The 21,160-nt window shown below is 47.7% G+C and carries 18 protein-coding genes; 9 read left to right on the top strand and 9 right to left on the bottom strand.

The features are described 5' to 3' along the window. Nucleotides 1–222 precede the first annotated feature (222 nt). A complete protein-coding gene (locus SK066_RS02450) occupies nucleotides 223–1,518 on the top strand; it encodes a homocysteine synthase (protein ID WP_320543516.1) in 1,296 nt (431 codons plus the stop codon). 220 nt (nucleotides 1,519–1,738) lie between these two features. On the opposite strand, the gene SK066_RS02445 is transcribed toward SK066_RS02450, so the two are convergent. After that, complete coding sequence (locus SK066_RS02445) at nucleotides 1,739–2,200, bottom strand: NUDIX hydrolase (protein ID WP_188774286.1); 462 nt, start codon at nucleotides 2,198–2,200, stop codon at nucleotides 1,739–1,741. A 50-nt stretch (nucleotides 2,201–2,250) separates the two neighbouring features. Next, the gene (locus SK066_RS02440) at nucleotides 2,251–2,736 is read right to left on the bottom strand and encodes a hypothetical protein (protein WP_188774287.1); all 486 of its coding nucleotides are present in this window, start codon (nucleotides 2,734–2,736) and stop codon (nucleotides 2,251–2,253) included. Between the two features lie 227 nt (nucleotides 2,737–2,963). Here SK066_RS02440 and SK066_RS02435 point away from each other — a divergent pair, with 227 nt between their 5' ends. Beyond that, nucleotides 2,964–3,683: a 3-ketoacyl-ACP reductase gene (locus tag SK066_RS02435; RefSeq protein ID WP_188774288.1), complete on the top strand. Its 720-nt coding sequence runs from the start codon at nucleotides 2,964–2,966 to the stop codon at nucleotides 3,681–3,683. Between the two features lie 750 nt (nucleotides 3,684–4,433). Further along, entirely contained in the window at nucleotides 4,434–5,033 is a 600-nt protein-coding gene (locus SK066_RS02430; protein ID WP_188774289.1) for an LOG family protein, read from the top strand. A gap of 291 nt (nucleotides 5,034–5,324) precedes the next feature. On the opposite strand, the gene SK066_RS02425 is transcribed toward SK066_RS02430, so the two are convergent. From SK066_RS02425 to SK066_RS02415, 3 genes are all read right to left on the bottom strand, one after another. Then, nucleotides 5,325–7,022, bottom strand: coding sequence for a methyl-accepting chemotaxis protein (locus SK066_RS02425; protein ID WP_320543515.1), 1,698 nt, complete (start codon nucleotides 7,020–7,022; stop codon nucleotides 5,325–5,327). Between the two features lie 556 nt (nucleotides 7,023–7,578). Further along, the gene (locus SK066_RS02420) at nucleotides 7,579–9,117 is read right to left on the bottom strand and encodes a PucR family transcriptional regulator (protein WP_320543514.1); all 1,539 of its coding nucleotides are present in this window, start codon (nucleotides 9,115–9,117) and stop codon (nucleotides 7,579–7,581) included. A 62-nt stretch (nucleotides 9,118–9,179) separates the two neighbouring features. Then, the gene (locus tag SK066_RS02415) at nucleotides 9,180–10,133 is read right to left on the bottom strand and encodes an aminopeptidase (protein WP_320543513.1); all 954 of its coding nucleotides are present in this window, start codon (nucleotides 10,131–10,133) and stop codon (nucleotides 9,180–9,182) included. Nucleotides 10,134–10,416: 283 nt separating this feature from the next. On the opposite strand from SK066_RS02415, the gene SK066_RS02410 reads away from it, so the two are divergent. Both SK066_RS02410 and SK066_RS02405 read left to right on the top strand, forming a co-directional pair. Continuing rightward, the gene (locus SK066_RS02410) at nucleotides 10,417–11,259 is read left to right on the top strand and encodes a basic amino acid ABC transporter substrate-binding protein (RefSeq protein ID WP_407673807.1); all 843 of its coding nucleotides are present in this window, start codon (nucleotides 10,417–10,419) and stop codon (nucleotides 11,257–11,259) included. 14 nt (nucleotides 11,260–11,273) lie between these two features. Beyond that, on the top strand, nucleotides 11,274–11,942 hold the full coding sequence (locus tag SK066_RS02405) for an amino acid ABC transporter permease (RefSeq protein WP_188774293.1): 669 nt from the start codon (nucleotides 11,274–11,276) through the stop codon (nucleotides 11,940–11,942). A gap of 365 nt (nucleotides 11,943–12,307) precedes the next feature. Here the strand turns inward: SK066_RS02405 and SK066_RS02400 are convergent, their stop codons facing one another. Further along, the gene (locus SK066_RS02400) at nucleotides 12,308–13,684 is read right to left on the bottom strand and encodes a TrkH family potassium uptake protein (RefSeq protein WP_320543511.1); all 1,377 of its coding nucleotides are present in this window, start codon (nucleotides 13,682–13,684) and stop codon (nucleotides 12,308–12,310) included. Nucleotides 13,685–13,702: 18 nt separating this feature from the next. Then, nucleotides 13,703–14,896: a nitric oxide synthase oxygenase gene (locus tag SK066_RS02395; protein ID WP_320543510.1), complete on the bottom strand. Its 1,194-nt coding sequence runs from the start codon at nucleotides 14,894–14,896 to the stop codon at nucleotides 13,703–13,705. Between the two features lie 341 nt (nucleotides 14,897–15,237). Between SK066_RS02395 and SK066_RS02390 the strand changes: the two genes are divergently transcribed. After that, entirely contained in the window at nucleotides 15,238–15,780 is a 543-nt protein-coding gene (locus SK066_RS02390; RefSeq protein ID WP_320543509.1) for a hypothetical protein, read from the top strand. 89 nt (nucleotides 15,781–15,869) lie between these two features. On the opposite strand, the gene SK066_RS02385 is transcribed toward SK066_RS02390, so the two are convergent. Together SK066_RS02385 and SK066_RS02380 are read right to left on the bottom strand one after the other, a co-directional pair. Then, nucleotides 15,870–16,352 carry a Dps family protein gene (locus tag SK066_RS02385; RefSeq protein WP_188774297.1) on the bottom strand — a complete coding sequence of 161 codons (483 nt, stop codon included), beginning with the start codon at nucleotides 16,350–16,352 and terminating at the stop codon, nucleotides 15,870–15,872. A 102-nt stretch (nucleotides 16,353–16,454) separates the two neighbouring features. Further along, nucleotides 16,455–17,222, bottom strand: a complete 768-nt coding sequence (locus tag SK066_RS02380; RefSeq protein WP_320543508.1) for an AIM24 family protein — start codon at nucleotides 17,220–17,222, stop codon at nucleotides 16,455–16,457. A gap of 510 nt (nucleotides 17,223–17,732) precedes the next feature. Between SK066_RS02380 and bacA the strand changes: the two genes are divergently transcribed. From bacA to SK066_RS02365, 3 genes are all read left to right on the top strand, one after another. Continuing rightward, complete coding sequence (gene bacA / locus SK066_RS02375) at nucleotides 17,733–18,569, top strand: undecaprenyl-diphosphate phosphatase (RefSeq protein WP_188774299.1); 837 nt, start codon at nucleotides 17,733–17,735, stop codon at nucleotides 18,567–18,569. Between the two features lie 468 nt (nucleotides 18,570–19,037). Continuing rightward, a complete protein-coding gene (locus SK066_RS02370) occupies nucleotides 19,038–19,397 on the top strand; it encodes a hypothetical protein (protein ID WP_188774300.1) in 360 nt (119 codons plus the stop codon). Between the two features lie 203 nt (nucleotides 19,398–19,600). Then, nucleotides 19,601–20,884 carry a hemolysin family protein gene (locus tag SK066_RS02365; RefSeq protein ID WP_320544783.1) on the top strand — a complete coding sequence of 428 codons (1,284 nt, stop codon included), beginning with the start codon at nucleotides 19,601–19,603 and terminating at the stop codon, nucleotides 20,882–20,884. The last annotated feature ends 276 nt before the right edge of the window (nucleotides 20,885–21,160 follow it).

Genomic DNA, 21,160 nt, shown 5'->3' with positions numbered 1-21,160 from the left:
TGCGCATACACCCTGGATATAGAAGCTCCCCCCAACCATTTGGATTTTCTATCAGTTATAGAATATTCCACAAATCCCAATTTAGTTATTGAATAGTCGATTCGCTCGTGCGAGAATAGTTTCAATTCAACCGCTGACACCACATGACAGCATCACCATATAACCGGTTGGATCATGTCATACATGGCGCTATGATTTTGACCCATACAAAGGAGAATGACGATGACTGAACCTAACCCTTATTTACTGGAAACGCTCGCAATTCATGCTGGACAGGAGATTGATCCGACAACCTTTTCTCGTGCTGTACCGTTGTATCAGACGTCCTCTTACGGCTTTCGAGATAGTGAGCATGCAGCGAATCTGTTTGCACTGAAGGAATTTGGCAATATTTATACGCGTCTGATGAATCCGACGACAGACGTACTGGAAAAACGTCTTGCTGCACTGGAAGGTGGCGTAGGCGCACTGGCAACGGCATCTGGTCAGGCAGCGATTACGTTTTCCATCCTCAACATTGCAGGCGCAGGCGATCATATCGTATCGGCATCGAGCCTGTATGGTGGTACATATAATTTATTTGCGAATACATTACCCAAGCTAGGCATTGAAGTCGCCTTCGTCAATTCAGATCAACCTGAGAATTTCCGTGCAGCGATTAATGAGCGCACCAAAGCATTATATGCGGAAACCGTAGGCAATCCGGGCGGTAATGTGCTGGATATCGAAGCGGTTGCTGCTATCGCGCATGAGCATGGTATTCCGCTGATCGTCGACAACACGTTCCCAAGCCCATACTTGCTGCGTCCGATTGAGCATGGCGCAGATATCGTCGTACATTCAGCCACCAAATTCATCGGTGGTCATGGCACATCGATCGGTGGCATTATCGTCGATGGCGGTACATTTGACTGGACACAAAATGATAAATTCCCCGGCCTGACGCAGCCTGATCCAAGCTATCATGGTCTGGTGTACACAGATGCACTTGGGCCACTGGCGTATATTATCAAAGCGCGTGTACAGCTCATGCGCGATCTGGGCGCACCGATCTCTCCATTCAACGCGTGGCTATTGCTGCAAGGTCTGGAAACACTGCATCTGCGTATGGAGCGTCATAGTGAAAATGCTTTGCAGGTGGCGCAATATTTGGAGCAGCATGCCGATGTGGAGTGGGTGAGCTATCCGGGGCTGAGCAGTCATGCATCACATGAGCTGGCACAAAAGTATCTGCCTAAGGGGACAGGTGCCATTTTAACATTTGGTATTCGTGGCGGTGCTGAGGCTGGACGTAAGCTGATCGGTAATGTGAAGCTGTTCTCTCACCTTGCCAATGTCGGAGATTCCAAGTCGCTAATTATCCATCCTGCCAGCACGACACATCAACAGCTGACGGAAGAACAGCAGCTGACCGCTGGCGTGAATCCAGAGCTAATTCGTTTGTCGGTAGGCACGGAGAATATTCGTGATCTGCTTGGCGATCTGGAGCAGGCGATTGCTGCGAGTCAGCATGGGTGAATTGCTGAATAGCTTGATGCTCTGATTCGAGCCTGTACTTTTCAGACATGATAGCGATGGAATATTTTCTGGAAGATGGAGTACTTGCTGGAAATGAAGATAAGGCGCTGATGTGATATCAGCGCCTTTTTATGTTGAGATTATCTATGCAAGGCTGGGCTTGATAAAAAAGCAGCTTTGCTGTGATCTTTCTGCTATCAAACATCGAACCTATTCATTATCAACGATACACACCACGTCGCCCTGCTACAAAATCAGCCAGCATATCGACATTTTGCTGATTAAATAAGGGCGGTGCATCTTCCGGTGCGAAGAAACGCAGCTCCTTTGTCTCCTCGTTCGCAGTCAGCGGTTCGCCACCGACGATCTGGCAGACAAAGGCGGTCAGCATCGTCTGTGCTTCATCGCCATTGGGATATGTATAGTCATAGCGAGTGTAGACGCCCTGCAAATAATCAACCTCGACGATGTAGCCTGTTTCCTCCAGCACCTCGCGCAGTACAGTTTGCTCAGCGGATTCGCCTAGCTCCATAGCGCCGCCGGGGAAGCCCCATTGTCCGTTATCCTGACGCTTTTGCAATAAAAGCTGTCCCTGCTCATTTACAATAAGGGCACCGGCAAAATTCGTGAAAATTTTGGCGGTGCCTGTTTTGGAACGTATCCATCCGATATAGTTAGCCATCCGTACCTCCCGTTCGTTATACGAGTCATCATACGGTCATTGTAGGCGATTCAAGCAATCACTTCAAGCTCGCCACTGGCGGTTGTTGCTGCTTGGATTCGTTCATGGTAGGCTTCGAGCGAGCATTCTACAATTTTCTCAAATACAAAGCGATCGACCTCAGGAATTAGCTCGGACGCATAATCCCAGGCATTTTGTTCAATTCGCAGAGCGAGCCGTGCCGCTGCTAGTGGCTCTTCACAGCCATCCAGCTCATCCGATAGCTCTTCAAGCAACGGATCATGTGCATGACCCATCTCGTGCGCCAAAATAATCATCACATAGTCATCTACCGAGCGAAGTGAGCCGAAAATCTGAAAGCATTGCTCTTCGATCTCTTGCAAGTACAGGGTAATCATCCGGCTGCCCATTGAAAATTTGCCGCCGACTGAACGCGAACCGGGAAATTTCTTTCTGGTGCGAACCCGAACATCACTGCTGGCACGATGAAGCAAGGTCTCAATGGTGGTTTTAACATGACGCTGGTTCACGGGCATCCCTACACTTTCCTGAAATTTGGTTCTGCGTTATTCGTGTTTGTAACACTTCTCAACAGAACAACATTCAAACCATTATACAGGAATATGTCGGATTATGTAACCTAATAGTTTACCCTTTTGTTCGGAAAACGAAACCATTTTTTTGCAATCCGGATAAGTAGTATAATAATCAGGCGCGGGCATGACCCGTTTGCGAACTTATATATTCAGGAGGCATTTATCATATGGAACTGACAAACAAGACCGCAATTATCACAGGTGCAGGTAAAGGAATCGGTAAAGCAACCGCAGAAGCACTCGCTGCTGAGGGCGTACAGCTCGGTCTACTCGCTCGTACGGCGAGCGATCTGGAGCAGCTCCAGCAGGATCTGAGCAGTCGCTATGGCGTTAAGGTATTTACGGCTACAGCTGATGTCGCTAATTCCACAGAGGTTCGTGCTGCTGTCTCCTCGCTAGCAAGCTCACTCGGACGCGTAGACATTCTGATCAATAACGCCGGTACAGGCGCATTTGCCAAAATGGTCGACATGGACCCTGAACAATGGGAGCAAATCATCCGCGTCAACCTGATGGGCGCGTATTATGTTACTCACGAGCTGCTGCCAGGTATGCTGGAGCAACAAAGCGGTGATATCGTGAATATCGCTTCAACCGCCGGCGAACGCGGCTTTGCCACAGGCTCCGCTTACTGCGCATCCAAATTCGCCCTGCTCGGCATGACCGAAGCCCTCATGCAAGAAGTACGCAAATCCAACATCCGCGTAACTGCCCTAACACCAAGCACCGTCAACACCCCACTGGCAGTCAACGCAGGTCTACCGATCGGCGATGAAGACCGCATGATGCAAGCCGAAGACGTAGCCCAGCTCGTACTCGCAGGCTTAAAGCTCCCTTCCCGCGTCGTCTTAAAATCTGCCGGCATCTGGACAAACAACCCGCAGTAAGAAAAATCAAAAAAACTGTAAGATTGTTACTTAACGGCTACTTCCCCTCAAAAGTTTAAAGTTTTGCGCTCGTGGCACATGAGCTACCGAATGAGATTGATCCTGAATTAATCCGATGTATTTTCGCTCTAGCTGAGCGTTTGCGAAAGCAAAAACTCAGCTAGAGCTTACATATAACAGAATTATTTAAATAGCTAAGTAGATCAATTTAATAGCTAAATTGATTAAAAAAAGAAGTCATTACTAAAAAGACACTATACTTGAGCAGTAAGATATTTTGTCCCATAAAAATCACTTTCCATTGACCCCCGTGTTATGTATTAATTATTAATGAACATGATGCAAGCGCCACAGAACGGAGGCAAGGAAATAAGGGAAAAGGACTCCTTTGGAGGGGCGAGAATCTTCATTTACACCCCATTCCAAAAGATTCCCGCGGCTCCACCCGAGTCCGTTCCCTTATTCCTTGCCGGAGTGGTGCCCCCATTTCACATTAAAATCATTCAAGAAACATACTATATCCTTTTGACATTTTCATCTCTTTTATATGCTTATGTCTTTGTATTTCAGCCTCTGTCTCTATACTTCTAAACACCCCCACAAAACATTGCACAACACCATTCCGTCCCTCCCCCCACCCAGCAAAAATTCAAAATTTTCACAATTCATCACTTCCAAGCTACCTCTCCAAACACAATTCAGGTATAGTAGAAGTTACTGTAATTTATTTCCTGATGAGGAGTGTACAGCATGAGATCAATCTGCGTATTCGCCGGTTCCGGCACAGGACATCATCCCGACTATATGGAGCAGGCTGCACGTCTGGGCAGTCATATCGCTGGACTTGGCTATCAGCTGATCTATGGTGGATCACGCTTAGGTCTGATGGGTGCAGTAGCCGATGCGGCGCTCGCTTCTGGCGGTAAGGTAATAGGTATTATGCCAGAGGGTCTGTTGCATGGCGAGCGTGCGCATCAAGGGCTAACCGAGCTCATTCGTGTAGGCAGCATGCATGAACGTAAAGCGATGATGCAGCAAACCGCAGACGCGTTTATCTCGTTACCCGGTGGTCTGGGCACATTAGAAGAGCTGTTCGAGGTACTGTGCTGGTCACAAATTGGCATTCATAATAAGCCGCTTGGCCTGTACAATATTCGCGGGTATTATGAGCCACTGCTCCAGATGCTTCAGCATAGTGTGCAGGAGGGCTTTACCGGTGCCAGCTGCATGCAGCGTTTATTCATATCGACCGATCCGAAGGAGCTAATTCAGGCGGTTAGTCACGAGCTGCCACCTACTGCCGATCTGCGCTGGAAAGCAGCGGACGATCAAGCCGATCAGCTAGAATAGCCCAATCGGCGGTAGGTTGTACCTTGATGCCGATTGGGCACTACATCCGTTTGAAAAATAAAGCGGGCTTCCCCATCTCATATGATGAGGAAGCCCGCTTTTTCGCTATGCTATGATCCCTCTATGCTGAATCATCTGTTACTATCCTATATCTATTGTTGTCCTATCGTTGTTCCTACATATCATGTGCTTTGAGTGCGTTTCGATATCATTTCCTCGCCATTCACAGCAACTGATCATCATTGATGGTCAACAGTCATGATTGATCTCCAGCATTAATGCGAAGATCGATTACGTCAGCACACGAGACACGGCATGCTGTAGCTGTGACGACATCGCATCCAGCTCCTCCGAGCCTGCTGCCAGATTTTCCAACTCTCCAGCAGCTGTCTCCGATACCTCCAGCACCTGACGCGAAGCACATAACGTATGCTCCATTGTGCTTTCTAGCTGACTCAGCATCTGCTTCACCTCGCGCGCATGCTCGACCTTCTGCTTGGCGATTACCGATACCTCCTGAATACTCGCGGATGTCGTACCAATCGCCCCCCAGATCGCTTCCAGTGCTTCCTCTGACGATTTGGCAGCAATTCTACCTTCTTCTAGCTGAGTACGGCCATTATTCAGCATATCGATGGCCTGTGTGAGGGAATCACTGATTTTGCTCGTAAAATCCTCTACGGCGCCTGCACCCTCACTCGCTTGCTCAGCCAGTATACGTACCTCGGAAGCTACGACGGCAAAGCCGCGGCCTGCCTCACCTGCACGAGCTGCCTCGATCGAGGCATTAAGCGCAAGCAGATTGGTCGAGCGGGCAATACCGGAGATCGTCGCCGCAATCTGGCGAATCTCCTGAGAGTACTCCTGTAGCTTGCCTACGATCTGTGCATTTTGATGCGATGTCTGAGCGAAGGTTTCCAGTGCCTGAATCGTCTGCTCCATCGTTTCTTTACCACGTAGCGCCGTTTCCTGCGTATATTGCGAATCCTGCACAGCACCATCTACTCGCTGTGCTGCCTGTGAGATCAGATTAGACAGTGAATTTACCGTATGAACGGATTGCTGGACGACCGTATGACCGGTACGCGCATTGTCGTTCATTTCCTTATTACTCAGCACGACCTGACTGTAGGAGCTGCTCATCTCCTCAAGCGAGCGTGAGAATTGTTCCGAAGACGCGCTAATACTATTGGCAGTCGTGTACATATTTTGACGGATATCCTGCATAAGTGAACCCAGATTTTCCATCATCCCCTGAATGGCAGTAGACAGACGTCCGATCTCATCCCGACTCTGTACTTTGGGCAGTTCTACCTGCAAGCTACCGCTTGCAACCTGCTCTGCTGCACGGGTGATCATAACGAGCGGACGCAGCAGGCGACGGGTCAGCAGCCAGATCACCAGAATGGCAGCAATCACCTCAATCGCAATGAACACCATAATGTTATTACGGAAGTGTGCAGTTGCCTGCTCATACGGTGCATTAGGCACGCCAACATACCAGATCCCAATGATCTGGCCGGATGCATCTTTGAGTGGAACATAGGCTGCTTGATTCGTATGACCGACTACTTCAGCTACGCCCATATACGATTGCCCTTGCTTCAATACGATGTTACCGACCTTTTCGGAAATTTGCGTTCCGACTGCACGGCTGCCATCTTCCTTCACTACATTGGTCGCGATGCGTGTATCATTTTGGAATAGCGTGGCGGTATCACCTGTCTTTTGACCGAATGTATCCAGCCATTCCATATTGTTATTCATTACGGTTGTGCCTTTATACAGCTTTTCTCCCTGAATCGACCATTCCCCGGGATACAAGGCATCCAATAGCAGCAATCCGGTATCCAGATCGCCTTGCAGCTTTTTCTGCGCTGCCTGTTGTAGCTGTGTACTTGCCTGTTGCACAGCATAATAGCCCAGCAATCCACTTCCTAGCAGGATCACCAGACAGACTGATAATATAATCTTAGCCTTAAAACTCATCTTTCCCATCTCTTCGATAACTCTCCTGTCTTATTGATGCTACATCATGATTCCATGCCGCAGAAGAACGATAACACACTTTGCGGACCGATCAGATCGCCTCAGTCATCATGTATGCCTGAATAAGTTCGTAAAAGTGACTGACTGTTCATTTATCGGACGAGAGTGGTCGCTAAGTTAATATATTTAGTTAAAATTTTGATTTTTTCATGAAATAATTTATTTATTTTCAGCAAATTCTCCCTCTTCGTATCCAGTATGTCCATTCTCTTGCTCTATGTACAATTACATACATAAAAAAGCCCGAACCTCCGATCACTCGGCGTTCAGGCTGGTTCATCACATAATTGCATTTCTTTACGCTATTTAGAAATTCTTGCTTTAGAAATTCGTGCTTTGTACATCTTGGTATTCCATTGAAAACTTCATGCTTCAAGCTCCATGGAAATTCGACCTATTGATCCTAGTACACACGATCCATATTACATACGACCACTGTCGTGTCTTTACTGTTGTTCGTATAATCGCTTAAAGCTAGGCAACCCTTCTCCAATGATCAATCCGGGCTCTCTAGCAAATAATAATAGATCAGACACAGATGACATACAAACTGCTCATGCGCATCATTCAGATCAAAGCCCGCAATCTCGCGAATACGCTCCAGCCGATATTTGACCGAATTGCGATGAATGAATAGCTGTGCCGCTGTATCCATCAGACTGCCACGACTCTCTAAATAAAAGAATAGCGTGCGCAGCAGATCACTATTATGCTCCTCATCGTATTGCTTGAGCTTACCGAGCTTACGATCAAATAGCTCACCAAAGCCACGCTCATCCACCGTTGCACGCAGCAAATGATAAATCTCAATATCCTTGTATGCTGTCATCGCACCACCGCCACTCAAGCGGCTGGAAATAGATAGCGAGTGTCGTGCCTCACTGTAGCTCTCGTGAATATCCCACAGCCAGGTCGGACGTCCAATGCCCGCGCGATATCCAGTGAGCATCCCCTGACGATCCTCTAGCCAGCCACCCACAATCGTTGTCCACGGAATAATCTCCTGCTTACGCCGTGCCTCATGCTCATCGGCAGCAGCAGGCGTGGGGAGGAACAGAATCGCACGATTACTGCGAAACTCCACATGCGGACGGACTCCATAGCGAGCTGCTTCTGGCTCTAGCAGTTGACTGATCCACTCTTCTTCTGGTGCAGTCTGTCCCTCGATCACGGCAACCTCCCATAGCTGAGATGGGTCCATACCAAGCTGACGACCACGCTGTTCGACCTCATGACGCGGCGGTGTGGGTGGTGTCATCAGCTCGTCGATAAAGTTGCCCCGCAGCCGATGCCCGGTGTCCATAATAATTCGGTTACGCATCAGCTCCAGTGCCAGTACAAGCCGTGCCTGCTCGATGCCCGTTTCCTCCAGCGTATCGAGTGTTTCCTTATCTACGATTAAGGTGGCTACATTCCGACGATCCACCTGAATCGTTCGGCGTAGCGGATGGATCGCATGACGATAATCCCAGCCAGCTGGAGAAGCAACAATCGTTGCGCCACTATTATCAATCACTGCAACCGGGGCTTTCAGCAAGCCGGACACATGATCATTTACCGCCTGAATACCGATATTTTCAAGCACCATGGCGGTCAGCTTACGGTAGACATCATCCGAATGCTGCTCTGCCACCGCCTGTCGGCTCGCAATACGTGCTGACACCGCTTGAATAATCGCCGCATAATTCGTGCCATCCGGTAACTCCAGCACAGGTAAGCCATACTGCTCACTCGCCTGAACCGCCTCCATCGGCAGCACGGGTAAATAGCCATCCGGCTTAATCGCCAGACCTGCCGCTCCAAGTCCAGCCAGTGTTCGGATCATATGTGCGAGCCATGAAGGCTGATCACGTAAGCTATATCCGCTCGTCATAAGTAGCATGCCCGGCTTCACGCCCTGCTCCGGTTCGGGCAGCTCTAATATATCGATTTCCTGTACAGCGCGCTTCAGCCCCTGTGCACCGCTAATCACGGATGCACCCTGCATAATCGGCAGCTGTAGCAATTCACGTACGGTCATTTCTATTGTTGTCATTTCGATTCACCGCCATTACATCCATTCATTACAGCCTGCGCTATCCAGCATACGATGCAGACTTATTTTCCTTCAATCAATTCTCCAGCGCGCATGATCAGACGGTCATCCAGATACACATCCGGTTGCTTCACAACAATATCAATATGTACGCCTGCGGCAATCGTTCCGCCAAACGTATTATTGCTGCCAAAGGCAACATGGATCGTACCATACACCTTCTCATCCTCCAGCACCACGCCGGTAATACGCGCTTTATCATTCGTACCGATACCAAACTCACCCAGCATCCGTCCCTGCTCATCACCTAGCATATTCAGCAGCTCGGTACCGAGTCCACCCTCCGCAGCGACCAGTCTTCCATGCTCTACTGTCAGCAGCAGCGGCTGTTCCAGCGCGCCCAGACCTGCTACAGAGCCATCTGCCAGCAATTGACCGGAGGCTGTTCCTTCCAGCGGTGCAATATAGGCTTCACCTGAAGGCAGATTCCCCGATTCGCCAGGATTCAAATACAGACCTGTGCTTGGTACACCTTCCCGATTTTCAATAGAAAAGGTAAACTGGTAGCCGCCCTTCTCGATCCGCACCGTGGAAGCTTCTGTAAGTAAGCCTGTTACCCGCTCTGTCAGCCTTTTCACTTCCGCATAATCTGCCGTAATCGCACCATGAGTGAACATATCCTCGGTAATTCCCGGCATCGTTGCTACCCGTGCACCTGCCGCTGCTGCCTGCTTACGGGCTGCGGTATGGGTTAAGGAATAGCGCGTCACGCACACGACGACCGAAGCGTTCATCATTGCGACAGCAACGGATGCTGGTGGCTCTTCACCGGAGCGACTACGTTCCTGCATTACAACCAGCATCGATTCTGCGCCCAGACGCTTGCCGCCCTCATACAGCGCCTCTGCCAGCTCCTTACGACTATCATCAGTTACCACGACAAGCGATTCGCCCGCCTGCAAGCCCAGACAATCAATCAGCACATTTTTACTGATCTCAATTCGTTGTTCGTTCATCGTTCTCCATCCTTTACATTCAGGTTAGGTCATTTCTTAAGTGTATCATAACCGTCCATGCTTCGCTGTCCAGCAGTTTCCAACACTAGATCAACGTAAACTTTACTGACGTAAATTTCCGATACGAGTATCTTTATACAATCTCTTTTCATTTAAATACAACAATTAAAGTTAAATAATATAACATAAAGTATAAATATACATTGTAGTTCCTATCATTTGCTGTTAAAATTACGACTATAAAAATCCAGTAAATGGGGGAACCACTTTGAAAAAGCCACTCATGTTATTATTGTTCACACTGATCTTCGCGGTGCTAGCTGGCTGTGGAGCACCACCGCCACAGGATACACCAGCCGCAGCAACCAGCGGAGAAAGCAGCAGTACAGAAACAGCAACAACAGATGATACACCGATCAAGTTTGCTACGGATGCTTCGTATGCACCGATGGAGTTCATGGATCTGGATCAGGTGAAGGGCTTTGATATTGATTTCCTGGATGCCGTTATGAAGCAGGCGGGTATGAAATATGAAGTAACCAATACGGGCTGGGATACGATGCTGGAAAGTGTTCGTCAGGGCACAGAGTACAAAGCTGGCATTTCCTCTGTATCGATTACTGCCGATCGTAAAGAAAGCTACTCCTTCTCCCTGCCTTATTTTGAATCGACCAATGTGATTATGGTCAAAGAAGGTAGCGATATCAAATCCGCACTCGATCTGAAAAATAAAAAGGTCGCTGTACAAAACGGAACGACCGCAGATATTCTCATGTCCGGTATTATGGGCAAGGACAACAGCAATCTGAGCCGTTTTGAGAGCAATGCACTGGCTCTGCTGGAGCTGGATAATGGTGGGGCAGACGCCGTAGTTGCCGACATCGCAATTGTTAACGAATATATTAAAAACAACCCGGATAAGAAGCTGGTCAGCATCAGCGATTCCAAGAACTTCAATTCTGAATACTATGGCATTCTATATCCAAAAGACAGCGAGCTGAAAGCTAAGCTTGATCCAGCGATTCAGACGATTATCGACAATGGCACCTACGCTGAAATCTACAAAAAATGGTTTGGCACTGAGCCGGATCTGACGAATCTGAAAGCAGAGATGGCTAAAGGCTAAAAGGAGCAGGAACGATGAGCGATTTTCGGATTGATATTATTCTGTACTATATACCGCTCCTGCTCAAAGGCACATTGCTGACAATTGGCGTGTCCATTGTCAGCATTTTGCTAGGCTCGGTGCTTGGACTAATCGTTGGCTTTGGGCGCATGTCGAGGCATGCGTATCTGCGGTTGCCAGCGGCTTGTTATATTAACTTTTTCCGTGGTACACCGCTGCTTGTACAGATTTTGCTCGTTCACTTTGGCGTTGTTCCGTTGCTGATTGATCGGACAGACGTGCTCGTGGCAGCGATTCTTTCACTAACCCTCAACTCTGCCGGGTACAGCGCCGAGATTTTCCGTGCGGGTATTCAATCGGTGGAAAAAGGGCAGACCGAAGCCGCGCTATCGCTCGGTATGAATCGCCGTCAGACGATGCGCTATATCATTTTGCCTCAAGCGATTAAGCGTATGATTCCAGCATTCGGTAATGAGTTTATCGTGCTGATCAAGGACTCCTCTCTGCTAACGATCATTGCCGCCAAGGAGCTGATGTATTATGCCAACCTGATGCGCGGGCAATATCTACGCATCTGGGAGCCGTATCTGACCGCCGCGCTTATTTACCTGATTCTCACCTATTCACTCAGCAAGCTGCTGGGCTGGTGGGAGCGGCGAATGAATCAATCGGAGCAGCATTGAGTGGGATGGATTAGATAGAGTTCAAGTATCGTGTACGTTCCATTGTAGATGCATTGTGATGATGGGCGATGAGCTTTAGACGGGCTTTAGATAAGCTTTAGATCAGCTCCAGAATAGTCATTATAAAAAAGCTCCAACACATTCGTTTTGCGGCATGTTCCTGTGCCTGCAACGATGGGTTGGAGCTTTTGATTTTATTCCTTCTATATAAAAATCAGTGAACAAATTAGCTTTTAGCACTTAAAGCATAATGCTTATCTTTTACCATCAGCTTTGCTATTCAGCTCTTAATACTCCACTTTGGAGCGTTATTGTTTACGTTTGATCATTATTTAGGAGACGATCAGATCTATTACACGATCTCATCAACCAATCAATACCTTCTCCTCTGGATAGCTGTACTTGGTCGGCTTATTATTACGCGCCAGTGCAAACGCGAGTGCCAGCGGCCCCAGACGTCCAATATACATTGTAATAACCACGACGATCTTACCTTCTGGCGACAGATGTGGTGTCAGTCCCATCGAGGAACCTACCGTACCGAAAGCCGATACCGCCTCATAAAAGACCTCTAGAAATGTCGCGCTGGAGCCCTGTTCTGTGATCGTCAGCATGATCGTTAACACGACGACGATCCCAAGCGAGATCATAATGATCGCCAGCGCTCGAAATGCCGTATCAAAGCTAATTTTCCGGCGAAACGCATGAATCTCCGAGCGTCCACGCACCACGCTATACAGACAGAGCAACAAAATCGCAAATGTATTAATCTTGATGCCGCCACCAGTCGATCCGCTCGCTGCCCCGATGAACATCAGCATAATAAACACAAACTGTGTCGCTGCCATCAGCCCGCCAATATCGACCGTATTATAGCCTGCCGACCGCGGCATGACGCCCTGAAATAGGGCAGCCCAGATTTTGTCGCCCAGGCTGAGCGGTGCCAGTGTGGCTGGATTGTTCCATTCTACAATCATTACAAACATAAAGCCGAATACCGTCGCAATAAGCGAGGAGACGAGTACAAGCTTCGTATTCAAGGAAAATTTATGCCAGCGCCGCTTACGCAAAATATCTGTCACCACGATAAATCCAAGACCACCGATAACAAACAGCGTAATGACAACTGTATTTACAATCGGATCGCCTACATGCTCGGATAAGCTATCTGGCTTCAAGGCAAAGCCAGCATTATTAAACGAGGAAATCGCATAAAATGCTCCATAATACCACGCCTTTTTCCAGCCAAGCTCCGGTGTCCAGTGGAGTGCCAGCGTAATCATCGCGACCGATTCCAATACAAAAGCGATCGAGAAAATATTCAGTGACAGCTTAACCAGCCCCTGCGTGGATACCGCATTGGTCGCCTGCTGAATGAGCAGACGCTGCTTCAAGCCAATCTGCTTGCCCAGCAAAACGGCAAACAAAATCCCGAAGGTCATAAAGCCCAGACCCCCGATCTGAATCAATACCATAATCACAACCTGTCCAAAAACCGAAAACGCCGTACCGGTATCGATGACCGCCAGCCCGGTCACACATACCGCCGATGTTGCCGTGAACAATGCGTTCAGCCAGCCGACCGAATGTCCATGTGCACCTGAGATGGGAAGCATCAGCAGCACCGTGCCGATTGCAATCAGAATGGCAAAGCCCATTGGAATGAGCCTTGTCGGATGGACAAAGCTCTGCATTTGCCGGTTCATCCGGCGCACGGCTGCGTTTCTACCAATGCCTAGCATGTTTTACATTTCATCCTCTCAATGGAACGGGCATTTCCCACCGCCCATTTGTTTACTTTGATCGACTTCGCTCTGATCATGCTGATCGTCATGCGTATAGGAATCCATGTCCACCGTGCTCTGCTCGTACAACCGCTCCTGATAAAAGAAGTTCGGTGTGACGATTCGATTCGGATACGGACGATGGAAAATATGTGTTGTCGCTGGAGACATGGGCGGAATCAGCCATGTCCAGTTGCCGCTCACCTCACGCCCTGCCGCTTCCTCTCGTTCCTCGAATTTGCGGAACTGAGTAGCCGCGGTATGGTGATCGACAATGCTAACACCCGCTTTTTTGTAGGAGTATAACACAGCCGCATTTAGCTCGACCAGTGCGCGATCTTGCCATAGTGTGGACTTACTGGACGTATCCAGCCCCATAAGACGCGCCATATCCGGTAGCAGATTATACCGATCCTCATCTGCAAAGTTGCGCGCTCCAATTTCAGTACCCATGTACCAGCCATTGAATGGCGCCGCCGTATACTGAATCCCACCGATATTCAGCCGCATTTCTGACACAATGGGAACAGCATACCATTTCAATTCCAGCTCTGTAAATGCCGGATAATCCGCATGCTCCATCGGCACCTCCAGCACATCCTCTGCCGGAATATCGTATAGCTGTGGCTTGCCTCCATATTCACTGATTACCAGCGGCAACACGTCAAAGGAACCCTGACCGCCCGTCCAGCCAAGCTCCTGACATTGCTTCGTAAACGCAAGCGATGCGGGATCGCCCACGATGCCATTTTCCGTCTCATATCCAGCATATCGGATCAGCTGATGGTTCCAGATGCGCACTTCATTGCCCTGCGGATCACGCGGACGGAAGATCGTAATCGTCGGGCGAATCTTACCATCATTGGTCGCATAGCGAATATGCTCCAGTAGCTCCTCTGCGATCGCGTCCGTTCCATGCACATGACGTGCATCGCGCACGTCCAGCTTATCCCAGAATAGACGCCCAATGCAGCGATTGCTGTTGCGCCACGCCATCTTAGCGCCATGCTCTAGCTCTTCGATCGTGTGCGTATAGGTTCCTGTGGTTTGAATCGCTTCGTTAATCTCCATCAGTCGCTGCTCCGTCTCGTCTGCGCGTTTGCCCAGCTCCTCGTAGCACTGGCGGATGAATGGTTCTGCCTTTTGCAGCAGCGGATAGGTTACCGCCATTACGTCCACTTCCTTCATACAATATAGATAACTTTAACCCTATTAACACTTCTACATCCTCATTATGACTTCTACATTCTCTTTGAACTCACATTATTAGCTATGAGCAAAGCATATAGCTATTGAAAACAGTCTATATGTACCATATAAATCAATTTCTTATATTATTTTACTTTTTCCTAAAATTACGCGATGATAATAGGAGCGTCCCTAGGCTTCTACGATACATATCGCTTCTCCTCCTGTGTGATGACCACCTGATCAATCAGGAATGGTCGCGCAATCCATTATGAACGACTACATCATGATATGAATGTATCATGAAGAAAGGTAGGCTTAAAATGAATAAAATACATGTCTATATCGCTGTATCTCTGTTGCTAAGTATCGGTATCTACGTTGCCAGCTCTCAGACCGCTACTGCACCAGTCTGGATTAATGATGAAGATGTGCAAGCTCTCGTTAAAGCTGAAAAGCTACATCTTATCACTCACACGATTGCCAACGATCTGCCTGAGCCGTTCGCTATTATTTTATATGAATCGAGCGATAAGATGGGAACAGGAATCGTTACAACTAAAGATGATAAGCTACAATTTCAAAAAGAAATAGAAACCAATCGTGACAAAAAATCTACAGTTAAGCATTTAGGCAGAACGACAGGCTACCCATACACAGCCGTTGTAGTCAATGATCGAAGCTTGCTCCAGCCATCTAACATACTATCGGTACAATTGGCGAATGGTTATACAGAAAAAATTTCCTTAGCTCATACCAACGCTCATGTGTTTATAGATAAAGAGCATCCAAACTCTTATACGGCTCTAACTCAGGTACAGATTAAAAATAGCTCTGGCAAATCGCTATACGCATACAATGATTAAGCATATGTACCCAAAAAGCACCGATCCGTCTTACATCAAGACGGATCGGTGCTTTTTTTATCGTGCTATATTCATTTGAGTATGATGAATTAACGTCCCAGGTATGCGTTCAGCATCCAAGCCGCTTTTTCAACGTCTGCGCGGATTCCTGTCAGCAGATCAGCAGTTGGATGGTCGCTCAGCTGCTCAGCCAGACCGATCGCTTCGCTCATTTCGCCGGACAGTGTTGCATAGTCTTCTACGATTGCACTTACCATTGCACTTGCAGATTCGCTACCTGTTGCTTCGAGCAGTGTAGCGGTTTCCAGTTGTTCTTTCAGTGTTGCCACTGGACGGCCACCGATTGCCAGCAGGCGCTCTGCTACATCATCCATATGCAATGTTGCTGCATCGTACAGCTCTTCGAATTTGGCATGCAGGGTGTAGAAGTTCTCGCCTTTTACATACCAGTGGAAGTTGTGCAGCTTCGTGTAAAGAACAGACCAGTTCGCAATTTGTACGTTCAGGGCGTTATAGAGGGCTTCCAGTTGTGTAGTCTCAGATGTATGGGATTGGTTATTTACTGTTGTCATGTTAGGTTCCTCTTTTCTTTATTTTAAATTTAGACTTATTCTAATTCCTGATTTAATCATAGCAGATGGGATTGAATTTGAAAAGTCTAATTTTAAAAAAGTTTAGCTGTACGATGCCAGCGGAGAGAGCCATACGGTTCCTGTGCCGCGATACACATTCACAAGCCCTTCACCAGAAGCAGCAGAGCCAATTTTCGTCTTACCGGACTTCTCCACGGTAAATTTGAGTGTGTTCGACCACATCATCGCAAAGTTGCCGTCTACCTTCAGCTCGTCATTTTCAAGCTCGACCACGACCGTTTCCTCTGCCGGTACAGGTGCTTCGAGTGCCAGTACGCCCTTCCCTTTGGCCGTCATATTGAACAGACCCTCGCCCCCCAGTGCGGCGGAGGAGAAATTGCTACGTGCGGTTACGCCGATATTGAGCGAGGTGTCACAAGCAAGAAATAGTCCATCTTCGATTACAACCTCATCATTGTCCACATCGATCAGCCAGATGTAGTTATACGTTGGCTCCAGCATAATCGTGCCTGTACCGCGATAATGTGGTTTAACAGTACCTGTGCCGCTCGCTGCTGATTTGAACATGCCACTTACCAGGCCGCCCAGACCATTAATCCCTGTTGTCATCTCCATCCGTCCAACTGTATATTGCATCGCGCCTGCCTTCATCATAATCTCGCTGTTGTTCAGCTCGATCATCAGCTGCTTGCGTCGCATATTGCTCTGAGACATATAATATTGAGCGGTTGCATCCATAACCGATGTACAGCTCAGATCCTTTATGTATTCTAGTACGGTAAAGCCACCCAGCTTTTCACGAACCACCGTGTTACTGTTGTCTGTTAAATTATTGATTCTAAACCCCATTTGAAAGCCTCCCTTATAGTAGTAAAATAATTTGCTTCGCAAAAATCACCTTTCATTTCACCCCGTGTTAGAAGATCGCTAACACTAGAGCACTTACTGTATTGAATCATAGAAGATGGTATGTCGGTTGAACCGACATGGCAACTATCCTTATCTTAACCAAACTTTCGGATCAGGAAAATATACATTTTTAGCCCTAATTACATCGACAGCGTTCGACCGTTAGATGTGTATCCGAATGGTGTTTCTTCTATTGAAAGCGATTACTTTATACAGGGGTAGGTTTTTGTCTAGCGCTTTCGATTCAGAACCTTGCCATTAGCCCTAAAAGCGACGCCGTTCCGTGCAAAAAGCGTAAATTGACGAGCATCTATCTTTTCTCATACTATATAGAAGCGAGTTCATCTTGGACGAAGCAGCATGTATAGGATGGTTACTCATTCGATCATTATCAATTCAGTCCAATCGTGTTTGCCTATTCGCAGACACACATCCAAAGGAGGTCCATTCGTGGATATTATTTCAGCCATTATTATGGGTATTATTGAGGGGCTTACCGAGTTCCTGCCGGTATCCAGTACAGGGCATATGATCCTGACTGCTTATCTGCTCGGGCTTAACGAGAACTCCGAACAGGTCAAAACCTTCGAAATTGTCGTTCAGCTCGGTGCCGTACTCGCCGTTGTTGTACTCTACTGGCGCAAGTTTATCGATATTCTGATGACGATTCCAGACGTGTTTCGGGGAAGGGTCAAGCAAGGCAATGGTATTGCAGCACCCCGCCGCCTGAATATTTTACATATTGCTCTTGCGATGCTGCCAGCAGTCGTTGTCGGTTTGCTGCTGCACGATGTGATCAAAAAGTATCTGTTCGGCCCACAAACGGTTGTATACAGCCTTGTTGTCGGCGGCTTGCTGATGATCTATGCGGAATGGCGTAAAGGTCGTAGCGCTGGCGAAATGACGGTCGACGATATTACGTATAAGCAGGCATTTGGTATCGGTCTATTCCAGTGTCTCGCGCTATGGCCGGGCTTCTCGCGTTCTGGCTCGACGATCTCCGGTGGTATCCTGCTCGGCGTATCGCATACCGCAGCAGCGGAATTTACATTCCTTGTGTCTGTACCGGTTATGTTCGGCGCAACGGGCTTGGATCTGTACAAAAGTGCACAGTACTTGAGCATGGACGACTTTGGCTTCTTTGCAGCTGGCTTTATCGCTGCCTTTATCGTGGCTATGGTTGCGATTAAGACATTCCTGAGCTTGCTGAAACGTCTGTCACTGACTGTATTTGCAGTGTATCGCTTCGTACTGGCGATCGTTTTCTTTATTTTGCTTGCTTCGTAATGACAAAGTGCAGGGGAATGGTCGATGCTTACCGCTGTATCGGTTAGAAGCTAGCTGATTATCATGTCATTAGCATGTCTAACTCTATATTAAATACAAAGAAATGCCTGCCCTCTGTGGTGGGCTTTTTTTTGCGTCTTTGCATTTTGATCATCTTCATTACCACCTACTCCATCGTATAATCATTCATATGCCAACATGAATATAAAAAAATTGATGTGCTTTTGAAACCTGCTGCGTTACAATACGTATACACGATTAGCTGCGCATTCGGCGTTGACCGATGCGTGTTTTCCGACAGAGATGGACGTTTGGAACGTTTATTTTTGTCGGTTCTTCATTTGTCGGCTCTTTCAAGCACGGACAGATGGATAATCGCTGTACAGCTTGTCTGCGATCATGACTAACGAATCGGCAGACAGGACTATCAAAGGACGGACATACCGTCATTTAAATGGGAGATGCTCATTGGACAATTTACCTTCACGAAGGCGGCAGATGAGTGCGTTTGCCTTCGGTCTAATCATGTTTTTGTTTTGTGTGCCGTTTCAGTCGGCAGACGAAACAGACTATGATTTTGCTGTAACGAACGGAATCGCTCCAGGCTCCTTGCTATCCGGGCATGCACGCTTTGTGCACGATGGTGGGGATACGCCGGAACCGAGCGGCGGGATCTCGCTTAGCGTGATATTCAGCCTCGTTCTGTTATCTGCATTAGATCGCACTCATCTGCTTTCCTGTATACCTCTCTTGCTCAAGCGTCTGCTGCTGGCAGCGCTCAAGTACCGGTCGAATTATATGGAGGCTCCACAGATGATACACACCTGATGTCTTACTCTGTTGAAACGCTTATGACACCTGCTAGTGTTGCATTATCCATATAATGAATCGGTGCGTACAGCCGTATCTGTTCCTTGCTTCACCGTAAGGACAATCGATACTTGGACTGTGCGCGGAGGGAGAGAATTTTTTTGACGGACAGTGGTATTAATATAGGCTTGAATTTAACATTATTTATTATTTTGATTATTATGACGGCATTTTTCGTTGTGGTGGAATTTGCGATTGTAAAGGTACGTAGTAGTCGCATCGATCAGCTGATCGCCGAAGGCAACAAAAATGCTCGTTATGCCAAGCAGGTAATCTCTAATCTAGATGGTTATCTGTCTACGTGTCAGCTCGGAATTACGATTACCGCGCTCGGTCTTGGTATGCTCGGGGAACCGACGGTTGAAGCAGCGCTGGAGCCGTTGTTCCACGATATGAATGTGCCGGCTGCACTGTCTCATGTGCTATCCTATGCGATTGCCTTGATTCTGGTAACGTATTTCCACGTCGTTGTTGGTGAATTGACACCGAAGACAATTGCACTGCGTAAAGCAGAAATGGTCACGCTGTACACCGCGCGTCCGATCATTCTATTTAACCGTGTAATGTATCCGTTTATCTGGATATTGAACGGTTCTGCCAACCTGCTGCTCAAGCTGATCGGTTTGCGTCCAGCAAGCGAGGGTGACGAAGCACATAGTGAGGAAGAGCTGCATATTCTGCTGAATGAAAGCTATGAGAGCGGTAAAATCAACCAGAGTGAATATGGCTACGTTAGCCGTATCTTCGCCTTTGATGAGATGATCGCGAAGGAGCTGATGGTGCCACGTACCGATATGGTCTGCCTGTTTACCGATAAGACACCGGAGGAAAACCGCGAAATTATTCGCCGTGAGCAATATACACGCTTCCCGGTTGCCGAGGGCAGCAAGGATAATATCGTAGGTATGGTGAATACGAAGCAATTCTTCCTTGCCGCTGAGGAAAAGAAGGATCTGCATGTCGCTTCCCTCATTCACCCGGTGATGTCAGTATCGGAGACGATTCCAGTCAAAGACCTGCTCAAACGGATGCAGCGTGAAGGTACACATATCGCGATTCTGGTCGATGAATATGGCGGTACATCCGGTCTGGTCACGATTGAGGACATTCTGGAGGAGATCGTCGGTGAGATTCGCGATGAGTTCGATGCGGACGAAGAGGATGAGATTCAGCGTGTAGAGGAAAATCGTCTGATCGTCGATGGTAAAGTATTCATCAATCGCGTGAACGATATTTTGAATATCGAGCTGAATGATGATGAGCTGGATACGATTGGTGGCTGGTTGTATGGACAGCGTCCAGACCTTCCGGTTGGTGCTGTATACGAGTTTGAGAATCTGACGATTCGTGTCCTTCGCCGTGGTGTACGTCGTTATCGCAAGCTGGAAATCACACGTCATTCCGTAGACAATGAACAAGCAGATGGCGAGAATACACAGGATTAATTTGTATCCTATACTGTAAGTGGAACAGCCCGTGTCTCTTTGAGAACACGGGTTTTTTGTTATATTTTCCCATGTACACAGCGGTTTTACACGTTATTATGTCTCCAAAATAATCTGCTACATTTTGTTAGCAGATATTATTTTTCTTGTTTATGGTGAAAATTCACTTTTTCGCAAAAAAGTAATTAAGCACCTTAAAAAATAGGTAAAAAGACCGATATAAATAGAGTGACATCAAAACGATACGGAAAGGACGGTTAATTGGGGTTCGTTTTC

The sequence above is a fragment of the Paenibacillus hunanensis genome (genome assembly GCF_034055775.1).
GTDB lineage: Bacteria > Bacillota > Bacilli > Paenibacillales > Paenibacillaceae > Saccharibacillus > Saccharibacillus hunanensis.
The sequence above is the reverse complement of the archived record's forward strand: the minus strand, read 5'-3'. Positions and strand labels throughout refer to the sequence as shown.